Annotated in this window: 11 protein-coding genes; 4 read left to right on the forward strand and 7 right to left on the reverse strand. The window is 49.6% G+C overall.

Annotated elements, in window-relative coordinates; translation table 11 throughout:
• Positions 1–4 precede the first annotated feature (4 nt).
• Genes ACXAG2_RS15205 through ACXAG2_RS15220 form a run of 4 tightly spaced genes read right to left on the reverse strand, consistent with a single transcriptional unit; the run spans position 5 to position 4,513 of the window.
• A complete protein-coding gene (locus ACXAG2_RS15205) occupies positions 5–997 on the reverse strand; it encodes a DUF4340 domain-containing protein (protein WP_474868287.1) in 993 nt (330 codons plus the stop codon).
• Positions 994–2,853 (reverse strand): GldG family protein, encoded by a 1,860-nt coding sequence (locus tag ACXAG2_RS15210; RefSeq protein ID WP_474868290.1) that lies wholly within the window; start codon positions 2,851–2,853, stop codon positions 994–996. The genes ACXAG2_RS15205 and ACXAG2_RS15210 overlap by 4 nt, the downstream gene beginning before the upstream one ends.
• 2 nt (positions 2,854–2,855) lie before the next feature.
• Complete coding sequence (locus ACXAG2_RS15215) at positions 2,856–3,587, reverse strand: ABC transporter permease subunit (RefSeq protein ID WP_119501991.1); 732 nt, start codon at positions 3,585–3,587, stop codon at positions 2,856–2,858.
• Positions 3,587–4,513, reverse strand: a complete 927-nt coding sequence (locus ACXAG2_RS15220; protein WP_474868292.1) for an ABC transporter ATP-binding protein — start codon at positions 4,511–4,513, stop codon at positions 3,587–3,589. The genes ACXAG2_RS15215 and ACXAG2_RS15220 overlap by 1 nt, the downstream gene beginning before the upstream one ends.
• A gap of 329 nt (positions 4,514–4,842) precedes the next feature.
• Between ACXAG2_RS15220 and tsaA the strand changes: the two genes are divergently transcribed.
• From tsaA to ACXAG2_RS15240, 4 genes are all read left to right on the forward strand, one after another.
• Positions 4,843–5,568, forward strand: coding sequence for a tRNA (N6-threonylcarbamoyladenosine(37)-N6)-methyltransferase TrmO (tsaA, locus tag ACXAG2_RS15225; RefSeq protein ID WP_474868294.1), 726 nt, complete (start codon positions 4,843–4,845; stop codon positions 5,566–5,568).
• Between the two features lie 94 nt (positions 5,569–5,662).
• Complete coding sequence (locus ACXAG2_RS15230) at positions 5,663–7,357, forward strand: proline--tRNA ligase (protein WP_474868296.1); 1,695 nt, start codon at positions 5,663–5,665, stop codon at positions 7,355–7,357.
• A gap of 69 nt (positions 7,358–7,426) precedes the next feature.
• Positions 7,427–8,266, forward strand: a complete 840-nt coding sequence (locus ACXAG2_RS15235; protein ID WP_474868299.1) for an MBL fold metallo-hydrolase — start codon at positions 7,427–7,429, stop codon at positions 8,264–8,266.
• Between the two features lie 11 nt (positions 8,267–8,277).
• Complete coding sequence (locus tag ACXAG2_RS15240) at positions 8,278–9,201, forward strand: phospholipase A (RefSeq protein ID WP_474868301.1); 924 nt, start codon at positions 8,278–8,280, stop codon at positions 9,199–9,201.
• A gap of 6 nt (positions 9,202–9,207) precedes the next feature.
• On the opposite strand, the gene ACXAG2_RS15245 is transcribed toward ACXAG2_RS15240, so the two are convergent.
• The 3 genes from ACXAG2_RS15245 to ACXAG2_RS15255 all read right to left on the reverse strand — a co-directional run bounded on the left by ACXAG2_RS15245 (position 9,208) and on the right by ACXAG2_RS15255 (position 13,033).
• The gene (locus ACXAG2_RS15245) at positions 9,208–10,119 is read right to left on the reverse strand and encodes a histone deacetylase family protein (RefSeq protein ID WP_474868303.1); all 912 of its coding nucleotides are present in this window, start codon (positions 10,117–10,119) and stop codon (positions 9,208–9,210) included.
• 60 nt (positions 10,120–10,179) lie between these two features.
• The gene (locus tag ACXAG2_RS15250; protein WP_474868306.1) at positions 10,180–11,757 is read right to left on the reverse strand and encodes a methyl-accepting chemotaxis protein; all 1,578 of its coding nucleotides are present in this window, start codon (positions 11,755–11,757) and stop codon (positions 10,180–10,182) included.
• A gap of 253 nt (positions 11,758–12,010) precedes the next feature.
• On the reverse strand, positions 12,011–13,033 hold the full coding sequence (locus ACXAG2_RS15255; RefSeq protein WP_474868308.1) for a zinc-binding alcohol dehydrogenase family protein: 1,023 nt from the start codon (positions 13,031–13,033) through the stop codon (positions 12,011–12,013).
• Between the last annotated feature and the right edge of the window lie 210 nt (positions 13,034–13,243).

Below are 13,243 nucleotides of genomic sequence, written 5' to 3' on the forward strand. Positions count from 1 at the left end.
AATTTCAGATAGCGGATGTCAAATTTTCCAGCCTGGGCAGAAAATCACGGGCCTGATATTCGGAAAGCTCAAATACCCATTCGGATATCCAGCGTGGTGAGTCCGGGGTATCAATCCACAATTGAAAACGTCCGCGCGGGTCCGGTGCTGAAAGATAAGCCATGACTTCAGTGCCATCTTCCAGAGAAAAGATAACCTGACTGATCGGTGATACCTCACTCCACTTATGCTGCAGGAAGGGTTTGACACCATCAAAGTCGAAGCGCAGCATCTTATCAACTGTCTGACCTACTATGGTTGGATATCTCAGTGCGGCAGTAGCCTCATCATTGCCTGCAATCTGCCAGCCATCAGCGGTCTCTCCTTCACGGTTTAACGTCAGCAGGGGCTGCCCTTCAATTTCAACATCCACAGCACTGATATCTGAACTGTTAAAAGCGAAAATCTCACGGCTTAACCAGTCGCTGCGCTTTTCCGGTAACGGCAAAGTTTTGTTTACCAGCAGGCTGGTAGACGCTTCAGGCTGCCGCACATATGTGCCACGGTTGCCACTGGCCGTCCTACCCACGAGCAACGAAAACGCTTCCTTTTCGCCGCCAATCTCAATCAGCAAAGAGCGGGCATCACTATCTCTGACACTTTCAACGCCCAGACGGTGATAAAATTCCGGCTGTGATGTTTTAGGCTCCAGCACTTCCAGACTGTTCAGGGCATTAGCAAATTTCGCCAGCTTTTTCATGTCCACCGGAAAGGTCATAATGGTGTCGAGGTGAGTTGCAATCCACCTGTCAGTATCTTTCACGGCAGCAAATACCACCCCTTCGTGGGTTTCAATTTTGATCCGCTGAATATCTTTTGCCGCTGTCGCCAGCTCGCTTTGCAATTCATGTTCTGCGGATGCTTCCCGGGTAATGCGGTCAGAATGACTTTGTAACCAGCCGGCAACACCGGCACTGGCAGCAACTAACCCCGATAATATAAGAACGCGTAAATTCATGACTGTGTTTCTGTCCGGTATGCTTTTCCTGCTCTGCGTTTGAAGATAAACGCCAGTAACCATAACAAGCCCGTCAGCACAGCAGGTGCCAGGGCTATATTCACTATTTTCAGTTTATCGCCAAGACGGTCTATCTCGCGGTCAAGCTGATAGCGCACTTCGCGAAGTTCACGGCGAATTTCAACTCTGCGGGCAATGTACTTATCTATTGCCTCCTGCTGTTGACCGGTAAAGACAATGGTACCGCCCTGCCCCTGTTGTCCCTGAAGCTCACGTAATTTCTGCTCCGTCTGGATCAGCTCTTCCTGCAACTGTTCTTCCTGCTCGCGGTATTTACCTTCCGCCGCCGTCTCCAGGGCCTTTACCCTTTCAAAGGGGCGCACATAGGTGCCGCGGGAGCGGATACTGATAAGCGCATCGCTGCCGGTGAGGTTTTCAATTGCATTGACAATAAAGTCACCGTTATTCGCAAACGGCGTAAATACCGTATCTCCGAAGAACGCCGTTTGTTGCACCCAGTAACGGTCTGAAAGCATATCTGCGTCTGCCACCAGCACCAGATTCAGATTATCAGTCTGCCCTTCATAGGTCGCCGCTTTAGCCGGATCTTTCGGTGCACTGAAGTACGAGCGGGCTTTACCACGGTAACGGGCGGCAACGGTGTAGGTTTCTGTGTTTCCGCCGAATCCACGGTGCAACGCTACCGGGTTAAGGGTCTGGGCATAGTTATCTGCATTGGTCAGACCTGAGTTAACGGAAGAACGTATTAGCGTATGCATAGACAAGCCGGCTTTTTTCACCGTTTCCAGGGCACCGAAGGATGCGCCGTTTACTGAGTCCAGATTGGCAGTGATCACATCATTACGATCGAGCTGAGCTGCGGTGAGCCCGAGAATGCCAAAATGCTTCACTATCGCACCGTTTTCATTTCGCAAATCAAAAGCCAGTTGAGCATCAAGGACAATATTGGTTAAATCCGCCTTAATTCCCCAGGCCTTCAGCAACGGAAACGAAGACGCGTTGGCACCCACTTGTTGCAACGAAGAAAGCGCATTTCCTTCATAATGAGGGTCAATAAAGGCCAGGATCCGGCCATTGTGCATGGCAAACTGATCTATGGCATACAGCAGGCCGTCTGACAGCGCTTGCGGATGCGCCAGCAATACCACATCGGTATCTTCCGGTAATCCATCAGCAGTACTGTTCACAATACGAATGTTATACAGCTGCGCCAGTTGCTGATAAAAAACCATGGGACCGGTGTATCGCCCGGTCAGAGGATCTTGTCCGCCGGCAACAGGTAAATCAGTGACCAGCGCCAGCGTCAGCGTATCCGGATTACTCAGGCGATAAATCAGTTTACTGATTTCATATTCAAGAAACTGCTCGTTCTTAGGATCAAAGAACGGGATGGTGAACTGATCATCCAGCAAATTCGTGCCGGCAAGACCAAAGTAAATCTGTTCTCCCACATTACCCAGTGCCGCTCCTGTGAGACCGAACTGATTGGCTTTATCTTCGTTTTCCGAAAAAGGTACAGGGTCAACGATTTGCAGTTGAACTTTACCGCCGGACGCCTGTGCATATTCACGCAACAAACTTTCTACTCTGGCGGCATAGTTACGCATTTTTGTCATACCCGTCGTCGCCGAATCGGAGTAGAAGAAGTACAACGTGACCGGCTCATCCAGACTGGTGAGCACATTACGGGTTCCCTCTGACAACGAGAACACCTTGTCTTCTGTCAAATCAATGCGATATTTGCTTAACAATTGATTGTTAATAAAAACCAGCAATACAAACAGCACTGCCAGCAGGCCAAGACTTAATACAGACAACCATTTTTTCTTCATCATGATCACCCTGCCTTGTTCTGTTCAGTAATCACGGCGTTTGCGGTCAGCCACACAAAGATGACCAGCAGAAAATACACCACATCATTCGCAGCCAGCACACCTTTTGACATAGCTTCAAAATGCGTGAGGAAACTGAAAGAAGCAACGGTATCCACCACGAAATTAGGTGCCCAGTTTTTAAAAACATCGACCACGATTTCCGAACCGCTGACAAGAAAGAGAAAACACACCAGCACAGACATAACAAAGGCAATAACCTGATTATGTGTTAACGCAGACATACACTGACTGATGGCAAGAAAAGCGCCGGCCATCAACCAGCTGCCGGTATAAGCGGCAACGATGATTCCGTTATCCGGTGAGCCGAGATAATTAACTGTTAACCACAAGGGCGTGGTCATCAACAGAGCCAGTCCGAGAATTCCCCAGCAGGCCAGAAACTTGCCGGCTACAGCCTGCGTTTCTGACACCGGCAATGTCATTAGTAATTCAATGGTGCCGGATTTTCTTTCTTCAGCCCAGCTACGCATGGCAATGGCTGGTACCAGAAACAAATAGAGCCAGGGATGAAAATTAAAAAATGGCAGTAAATCAGCCTGTCCTCTGGCGTAGAAATCTCCCATAAAGAAGGTAAACACGCTGCTCAGCACCAGGAACATTACCAGATAAACATACGCCACAGGTGTAGCAAAAAAGCTGCCGAACTCCCGTCGTGCAATGGTTAAACTTCTCATTACTGCACACGCTCCCCGGTAGTAATTTCACGGAATACATCATCCAGGCGACCGGTTTCAATGGTAAATTTGTCCACCGGCAGCCGGTAATGACTGACATGTTCGGTGACCGGCGTCATCAGCAACTTGCCATCTTCAGGGAACAGCGTGACATCGCCGGTTTCGCGGTTAACCACCATTTCATCAACACCATCAATTTCCGCCAGCCCGGAAATATCGGCGGCATAACTGAAATGCAGTGTGATGGCCTGGTGATAGCGGGAACGGTATTGCAATTCCTGCGGTGTTCCGTCAAACAACAATTTGCCCTGAGAAATGATCATGGCGCGGTTACACACAGCGCTGACTTCTTCCAGGATGTGGGTGGAAATGATAACGATTTTGTCTTTCGACAACGCCTTGATAAGTTCCCTTACCTGATGTTTCTGATTCGGATCCAGTCCGTCTGTGGGTTCATCCAGAATAAGAATATCCGGATCATGCATGATTGCCTGGGCCAGACCAATGCGATGGCGGAACCCTTTTGACAATTTATCTATCTGCCTGTTCAGCACGTCTCCCAGCTCCACCTGCTCTATAACATGTTTGAGACGCTTCTGACGATGCTTACCTTTCAGTCCCCGTACACCGGCCACGAAATGTAAAAACTGAAACACTGTCATCTCACCATAAAGCGGCGCGCCTTCAGGCAGATAGCCAATACGCTCCTGCAATGCTTTCGCTTTGCCGGGCATATCCGCGCCGTCTATTTTGATTTTACCTGATGAAGGGTCCAGAAAACCGGTAAGCATTTTCATGGTAGTGGACTTACCGGCGCCATTTGGCCCCAGAAATCCCACAATCTCTCCGGCTTTTATGGTGAAGGACAGGTTATCGACAGCGACAAGCTGATTGAACCGTCGGGTCAGATTTTCTACAACTATCATAGCGTTCCGTCTGCTACTGCTGGTAATAAAGGAAAAAGCGGTGGTAAATCGTATCCGGCACCCGCGAAGGGAAACACTTTGCAGTGTCTTCATCTCAGGTCACCGTTCCGGTGCCGTAGTTTGACATATTCAGCAACACCATTCACTGCCTGATTGCTAAACCCGGGAAAAAAGAAACCCCGTTGCACGCAACGGGGTTAAAGGAACTGGGATCCAGGGAGACCGCAAGCTGCCCAGTCAGGCTTGTGGTGGTAAACAACGGAGCATACCTTAGCGGTAATTTATGAGATAATTATGACAATCAACCATTTATTTCAGGTAACCAGGTCGTGAGCTTTCCTGAATCTGCCACTATTGAACCTGTTGGCATTATTCACACACCGTTCAGGCAAAAATTTGCTATTCCCCGCCAGCCGAACCTTGCCGGAGCTAAAGGTCAGATTGTCATGCAGACTGACTATGCCAACCCGCAGGCCTTTAAAGGCATAGAGGCGTTCAGTCATGTCTGGTTATTGTTCTATTTCCATGAAACCGCTGCCAGAGGCTGGAAACCCGCAGTCAAAGCACCACGTCTGGGCGGTAATGCCACACTGGGCGTATTTGCCAGTCGCAGTACGCACCGGCCAAACAGCATTGGTATGTCAGTGGTTAAAAATGAAGGTCTGTCAGTGGATGGCGACCGTGTTGTGCTGAATGTGTCCGGCGTTGATTTACTTGATGGCACACCGGTCATTGATATTAAGCCGTATGTTCCTTACGCCGACGCCGTGAATGAGGCAGACGATACCCTCACCTCAAGCTCCCCCATTCCCCGCCGCAATGTCATTTTTACAGCAGAAGCAGACAGACAATGCCACGCGCTTTCCGCCAGGTGGCCGGATATCATACCGCTGACGCAGGATATACTCAGCCAGGATCCCCGCCCCGCTTACCGGCATAAACTGAATGATGATGACAAAGTCTATAAAGTGAGTCTGTACGACGTGGATATCAGCTGGCAAATGATCAATGGTGACGTGGTGGTTTTATCACTCACGCCACTACCTGCCGGATAACAGAAAACTTAACCGGAAAAACGACTTTTGCGGCCTTTTCTATACTGCTAGAATGGCGCCGTTTTTATTTTTCTCTATAGGATGAACCACCGTAATGCGCACGAGCCAATATTTGTTGTCCACGCAAAAAGAAACACCTGCCGATGCTGAAGTTATCAGTCATCAGCTCATGCTGCGGGCAGGCATGATCCGCAAACTGGCTGCCGGTTTGTATACCTGGCTGCCGAGCGGTCTGCGTGTGTTGAACAAAATCGCAGATGTGGTGCGTGATGAAATGAATAAGGCCGGTGCAGTGGAAGTGTTGATGCCAGTGGTTCAGCCTGCTGACTTGTGGGAAGAATCGGGTCGCTGGGAAGAATATGGTCCTGAGCTGCTGCGCATCAAAGATCGCCATCAGCGCGACTTTGTTTTAGGCCCGACTCACGAAGAAGTGATTACCGCACTGGTGCGTAACGAAATCAGCAGTTACAAACAATTACCGCTGAACCTGTATCAAATCCAGACAAAATTCCGGGACGAAGTTCGTCCCCGTTTCGGCATTATGCGCGGCCGTGAATTCACCATGAAGGATGCATACAGCTTCCATATGGATGAAGCGTCGCTGCAGGAAACTTACGATAAAATGTATCAGGCTTACAGCAATATCTTTACCCGCCTGGGGCTGGATTTCCGAGCTGTTATTGCCGACTCAGGTTCAATTGGTGGCGCGGTCTCTCACGAGTTCCACGTGCTGGCAGCGTCCGGTGAAGATGACATCGCGTTTTCGACAGAATCTGACTATGCAGCCAATGTGGAAATGGCTCAGGCTGTTGCACCAGCAACGAAAGCCGTGCCGTCAGGTGCTGAGGCAGAAGTTATCGACAAGCCAAAAGGGATCAGCGCAGAAAACTTTCTGAAAGAGCAAAATACCGCATTAAAAGTCGTGCTGGTTAAAGGTCAGTCTGAAGAAGATGCTCCGGAAAAGTGGGTGGCGCTGGTCTTACGTGACGAACACACTTTAAACGATATCAAAGCAGAGAAACTGCCACAGATTGCATCACCGCTGGTCATTGCCACAGAAGAACAGGCTAAAGACATTTTTGGTTGCTTCCCGTTGTACGCGAATCCGCTGGCATCAGGTTTAGACGTTATTGTTGACCACAGCGCAGCGGCAGCAGCAGACTTTGTTTGCGGCGCAGGTGAAAATGGTAAATTCATCATTAATGGAAACTGGACCGGTGATATCGAAAGCGCTGATATCCGCGATGTGGTTGCAGGCGATCCGTCACCCTGCGGAAAAGGCACAATCGAAATCAAACGCGGTATCGAAGTAGGTCACATCTTCCAGCTAGGCGATAAATATTCTAAAGCCATGAACTGTGGTGTGCTCGGTGAAACCGGTAAGCATCAAATTCTGACTATGGGTTGCTATGGCATTGGTGTGTCACGCATTGTGGCAGCAGCCATTGAGCAGAACCACGACGAAAACGGTATCATCTGGCCTGACCCGGTTGCACCGTTTAAAGTGGCGCTTATCCCGATGAATATGCATAAGTCTCAGCGCATCAAAGACGTTGCAGAGTCGTTGTACGAAACATTGACTGCCGCCGGCATTGAAGTGTTATTTGACGACCGCAAAGAACGCCCGGGCGTCATGTTTAACGATATGGAACTGGTAGGTATTCCCCACAGCATCGTTGTGGGCGAGCGCAATCTGGATAACCGGCAGGTAGAATATAAAAATCGCAGCACCGGCGAAAAAACCTTACTCTCTATAGATAACGCCGGTGAATTTATTGCCGGTCTGTAAAACAGACAGAGATTAACACGGAAATTGCCGGGCTGCTGACGGCCCGGCGGCAATGCTGCAGGAGAAGGCATGCGAGTTACCTTTTATGGTGTCAGAGGGTCTATTCCCACGCCGGGCGCTGATTTCGTGCGTTATGGTGGTAATACGGCCTGTGTTCATGTTCAGTTGTCAGACGGTACAGATATCATTCTGGATGCCGGCACAGGGATCAGGGCGCTGGGCAACGAGCTTATAAAGAAAACAACGCCTGTTCATATCCTGCTTACTCATAATCACTGGGACCACATTCAGGGTTTCCCCTTCTTCGCCCCGATTTACCAGAAAGATCGCGAAATTAAAATCATTCCCGGCATGACTACCCTGCCCGAGCACGACCGGATCCTTACCCAGATGCAAGGTTCCGTCTTTCCCGTACCGGCCAGTGCGCTGGCTTCTGATGTGACGGTAACCCCCATTCCGGAAGAGATTGACAGCTGGCGTTTAGGCAATGCGACAATTTCCAGGCTGCCTATGAACCACCCGGGAAAAGGCAGTGCTTATACGATTACTGAAAACGGTAAAAAGTTAGCCTATCTCACTGATAACGAGCTCTACCCTCCCTATAAAAAAGAAACGGATTTTCTCAGTTTCGTTGACTTTGCCCGCGATGCTGACCTGGTTATCCACGACGCGCAGTATATGCTGTCAGATATGCCGGCTAAATCTGGCTGGGGACACTCTGTGGCTGAGGAAGCGGTGAAACTGGCGATGGCATCTAATGTTAAACAACTGGCATTGTACAGCCACGACCCGGACCGTACTGATGATGACATTGACAAGGTGGTTGCTCACTGTCAGGAATACATTGAAATAGCGGAGTCGCCATTAGGTTTATTTGCGGCGGCAGAAGGCCAGACTCTCGATCTGTAAAGGATTATACGATGAAAATTTGCCGTTACTCAGCTCTGCCCGCTCTGTTACTGACAGCAGTATTATGCAAAGGTGCGTATGCGCAGGAGGAAGCGGATAAATCATCCACCGATGCGCAGAAAGATGCTCCGGGTATGCTCAGTTCACGTTTCGAAGCCGACCACCGGGCACTGGATAATTACTTTGCCATCACACAGTACCAGACCAACTACCTTTTACCTGTTACCTATGTGACCAACCCGAACTCCGCCGGTAATCAGGATCTCACTCCTGAAAATGTTGATAACAGCGAAGCCAAGTTTCAGTTAAGTGTAAAACTGCCCCTGTATCTGCGGGGCGACACGGCCGATGGAATGTATTTCGGATTCACCCTGACGTCCTTCTGGCAACTGTATAACAGCGAGGTATCGAAACCCTTTCGGGAAACCAATTATCAGCCTGAAGTGTTTTATCAGCAGGAAGCCGACATTACCCTGCTGGGATACGACTTTAACGCCTTTCAGGTAGGTTTTAATCATATGTCGAACGGACAAAGTGGCGAGCGCTCCCGCAGCTGGAACAGGATTTTTGCCTCGGTACTGTTCAGTGATTTTGATGACGTGTATTACCTGAAAACCTGGTATCGCATACCCGAAGACACCAAAGTGGACGAAAACGATCCTGCCGGCGACGATAACCCGGATATCAATGATTATTACGGCCGCATGGAATTGGGTTACGGCACCCGTCTTGGCAACTTCAAGGTGCTGGCCCTGTTACGCAATAACCTGAATTTCGGACACAACAGAGGCAGTATTCAGCTGAACCTGACTTATCCCCTTTCAAACCGGTACGAATTGCTGCTGCAATACTTTAACGGTTACGGCGACTCACTGATTGACTACAACCGCAGCCAGGAACGCATAGGTCTGGGCTTCCAGCTAACCTTCCTGTAGGTGATTTTACCGGATGACACCTGCCGCTCTGAACAGTTGCAGGTGTACATCTACCAGCGCAGCGATATCACGCTGATAGCCACCACCGATCACACAAGCTACCGGCAGCCCTTTTTGCTTACACATATCCAGCACCATTTTATCTCTGGCCAGAACACCCGGTGTGGTGATGTGCAGGTGCCCTAAATCATCATTGATGTGCACGTCGACGCCGGCATCGTAAATAACGAAGTCAGGTGAACACTGTCGAAACGCTAAGTGCAGCGTTTCATCAAGCGTCGTCAGGTACTCATCGTCCCCGGAGCCTTTCGCCAGCCCGATATCAATGTCTGAAGTTTGTTTGCGGTGAGGAAAGTTCTTCTCACCGTGCACTGATACGGTAAACACCGAGTCGTCATGCTCAGCCAGTTTGGCTGTACCGTCCCCCTGATGCACATCAAGATCTATGATCATTACCGTATCGCAATCATCACGGGCCTGTGCCCTCTTCGCTGCCAGATACAAATCGTTAAATAAGCAAAATCCCGAACCGGAATCTGCAAAAGCGTGGTGGTAACCACCGGTAAGATTAAGCGCCAGTCCGTTTTCCTGTGCCAGTGCGGCTGTCAGACAGGTCCCGCTGACAGCGGTGAGGGAACGGCGGATTAATTGCTCTGACCAGGGGAAACCTATTCTGCGCATGGCCTGGTGATCAAGGGTGCCGCCGCAAAGTGCGCTGACATAGTCTTGCTGGTAAATTGCCGTCAGATCAGCGGCAGTCAGCGCTTCAGGGGTTGTGAAATGGCCGGGTGGCACGCCGCGGGATACCAGCGCATCATGGATCCCCTGATATTTTTCGATGGGAAAGCGGTGTCTGACCGGCAGATCAAGCTGACTGTAAACAGAATGAAAAACTAACGGAGGATAGGGCAAATTCATAAGCGGCTGACTGCGTTTTCTTATACGTTAACATGAGCCGGCCGCTTTGTTGTAGTCCGGTTAATGCGTCAGTGACATCACCACCTGCTTCACATTTCCTTCCATTTCTCTCACGGCATCGGAAATGTCGTTTCTGCGTGACAGGGCATGATACTTTTCTGACGATGTCACAGAGTTATTGATAACCTGTTCAACCTGTTTAAGCACCGCTTCCTGTTCATCGGCGGCTTCATTCAGTACAACGACAACGCTGGCGGTTTCCTGTATATCTTTCACCACCAGATTCAGTGTTTCCAGCGCCGCGGTCGCTTCTCTGGCATTCACATCTGCCAGCGATTTACCGGATTGCATGGCCACTACCGCACCCTGCGCTTCAGACTCAAAGCTTGAAAGAATGCCGTTGATTTCCCGCGTTGACTGCTGGGTTTTGGCTGCCAGAGCCCGCACTTCGTCGGCAACCACGGCAAACCCTCTGCCATGCTCCCCTGCTCTGGCCGCTTCAATAGCCGCATTCAGAGCCAGCAAGTTGGTCTGGTCGGCAATTTCATTGATAACATTAACGACTTTGAGGATGTTATTACTGCGGGATTGCAAGGCATCAACAATGTCACTGGACTGATTGACTGTCTCTGCAAGTTGCCTGAAGCCGTCATTAGCTTTTGAAAAAGTGGCGTAACAGGCGGCTACATTGGTTTCAGAGCTGTTAGTGGCGACGGCCACCTGGTCGGTAATGGCAACCAGACTCTGTACAATTTCTTTCAGTTTATCGGTACTGCTGTCCAGCGACTGACTGGTCTGGTGCTGTTCTTCTGCACTGGCCAGAATAGCCTGACTCACATCACTCAGCGTAATAACAGCGTGAGCAACCTGAGACTCAGCCTGCTTGAGTTGTTCAACTGAGCCCCGCAACTTATCCTGTAACGAGCGTGCAGAATCCGCCAGCGAGCCCAGTTCGTGCCCGCTGCGGTAATCAAGCTTGTAGTCATACCGGCTTTTTGCCAGAGCAGCAATGCAGGCCGCGATTTGCTTAACCGGTTTAATGACCTGTTTACGTAAACGTTGAACCACATACCAGGTAGTCAGTGCCGATAACACCAGTGCAGCGATCAGGATCATCCATAATGTGCGGCGGGTATCTGTTCTCAGGTTTTCAAAAGCATTGAAAGACTGCCCGGCGATGTTTGTTGCCACCGCTTCAAGTAATTCAGCAGGTTTGCGGTCAATGCCTTTCACGTAGGCGTCTGCCACTTTAGCATCGTAACCCGCTGCCACAAACGCGCCGAAGCCTTCACGGTACTTTTCTGCCATATGATTATGGGCATCCAGAAATTCACCGATAGTGCTTCTGGCTTCCGCGCTTATCGCCTGATTCGTTAATAACTTGCGGAACCCCTCCTGCACGTCAGCTTCCCGTTGCTGAAACCGCTGCCAGTACTTTTCCCTGTTGTCATCGTCATAACCACGCAGCAACGTGTTTTTCCATTCCTGTACCTGCGTTTTAAAGGTATTCAGAATAGCTGTTACATCACGCTCTGACTGAACCAGACTGTTTTCCAGTTCATCAAAATGGTTGAGTAAGGCAAAAGATTTATACAGTGATGCAGAGTTAAGCATCACTAAAATAATAAGAGCTGCCATCACGGGTGTCATGACAAGCCGGCTGATACTGGAATATTTCAAAATGGGAACCTGGTAAAACGCTTTTCGGGTAAATGTAATACTGAATCATTTAGACGAAAGTATTAGATGATGTTTTTATGACAGCAACATGACAGCAGGTTGCGAATGTCAGTTGAGGGAGTATGAAAAAAGGAAAGTCAGTATGTGCATTTATACGGAAGGTAGCGGCGAACCGGAACAATTCGCCGCCGGAAGTGACTGAATCTCAGGGTTATTCGGTTTCGAACGGTGCCAGTACCAGTTTGCCGGTGGCTGAACCACTTTCAAGGATCTGGTGAGCTCTGAACAGATTAGCGGCATTGACCGGGCCCAAATGCTGGCCGAGTGTGGTTTGAAGCTCCCCCGCAGTAAGCATTTTGCTCACATCGCTGAGGATTTCATGTTGTTTAAGCATGTCACTGGTATTGAACAGAGAGCGGGTGTACATGAACTCCCAGTGAAGCGAAATACTCTTGCGCTTTAACAGACCGATATCCAGCGGACCCGGATCGTCAATCAGACCGAACTTGCTTTGCGGCTTCATTAAATCAGCCAGCGCGGCAATATGTGACTGCGTATGCGTGAGGCTGGCGACATAGTCAACACCCTCTAATGACAATGCTTCGTACTGCGGAGCCAGAGGTTGTGAATGGTCGAGTACATGATGTGCGCCCATTTTACTCACCCATTCCTTCGTTTCCGGTCTGGATGCCGTGGCAACAACAGTCAGACCGGTAAGTTTACGGGCAAGCTGAATAAGAATAGAACCCACACCACCGGCAGCACCGGTGACAAGCAGCACTTTATCTTTGCTTTCTTCACCCCTGGCAACTTCAAGACGATCGAACAACAGCTCCCACGCCGTCAGGGAAGTCAGTGGCATGGCCGCAGATTCAACATCAGACAGCCCTTCGGGTGCCAGCGCAACAATACGCTCATCCACCAGCTGATATTCCGCATTGGTACCGCTACGGGAAATATCTCCGGCATAAAATACCTTATCGCCTTTTTTGAATAACGACGCATCGCTGCCTGTGGATTCAACGATACCCACCGCGTCCCATCCGAGGATTTTTATCTCATCAGCCGGAGGAGACACGCTACGACGTATTTTGGTATCTACCGGATTCACTGAAACGGCAAGCACTCTCACCAGCAGGTCTCTTCCCGCCGGCACAGGAGTTGCCATATTGATTGCCTGAATGGCGTTTTCAGTCAGCGTTTCAGACGCCTGCTTATAACCATATGCGCGCATGTTTTATCCCTTTGTTCAGCAAACTGCTCTACATGAATGTGCCACACGATAACGCTTCCTGACACGCAGACGCCAGAGGAAAATCGTCGCAGTTGCTCAATAACGGGATAACATGGCTCTTAATTAAAGTTAATAAATTGTTAATTCACAAATGATAAAAACAGATTGAAGTAATCGGTTTATCCAATTTTCTCTTATCACAAATCTGAA

The organism is Alteromonas sp. ABH4_456, from assembly GCF_056160645.1.

Excerpts from the sequence above, each read along its gene's own strand:
- ACXAG2_RS15205 (WP_474868287.1), bottom strand. The coding sequence starts at position 997 with ATGAATTTACGCGTTCTTATATTATCGGGGTTAGTTGCTGCCAGTGCC.
- ACXAG2_RS15210 (WP_474868290.1), bottom strand. The coding sequence starts at position 2,853 with ATGATGAAGAAAAAATGGTTGTCTGTATTAAGTCTTGGCCTGCTGGCA.
- ACXAG2_RS15215 (WP_119501991.1), bottom strand. The coding sequence starts at position 3,587 with ATGAGAAGTTTAACCATTGCACGACGGGAGTTCGGCAGCTTTTTTGCT.
- ACXAG2_RS15220 (WP_474868292.1), bottom strand. The coding sequence starts at position 4,513 with ATGATAGTTGTAGAAAATCTGACCCGACGGTTCAATCAGCTTGTCGCT.
- ACXAG2_RS15230 (WP_474868296.1), top strand. The coding sequence starts at position 5,663 with ATGCGCACGAGCCAATATTTGTTGTCCACGCAAAAAGAAACACCTGCC.
- ACXAG2_RS15235 (WP_474868299.1), top strand. The coding sequence starts at position 7,427 with ATGCGAGTTACCTTTTATGGTGTCAGAGGGTCTATTCCCACGCCGGGC.
- ACXAG2_RS15240 (WP_474868301.1), top strand. The coding sequence starts at position 8,278 with ATGAAAATTTGCCGTTACTCAGCTCTGCCCGCTCTGTTACTGACAGCA.
- ACXAG2_RS15245 (WP_474868303.1), bottom strand. The coding sequence starts at position 10,119 with ATGAATTTGCCCTATCCTCCGTTAGTTTTTCATTCTGTTTACAGTCAG.
- ACXAG2_RS15250 (WP_474868306.1), bottom strand. The coding sequence starts at position 11,757 with ATGGCAGCTCTTATTATTTTAGTGATGCTTAACTCTGCATCACTGTAT.
- ACXAG2_RS15255 (WP_474868308.1), bottom strand. The coding sequence starts at position 13,033 with ATGCGCGCATATGGTTATAAGCAGGCGTCTGAAACGCTGACTGAAAAC.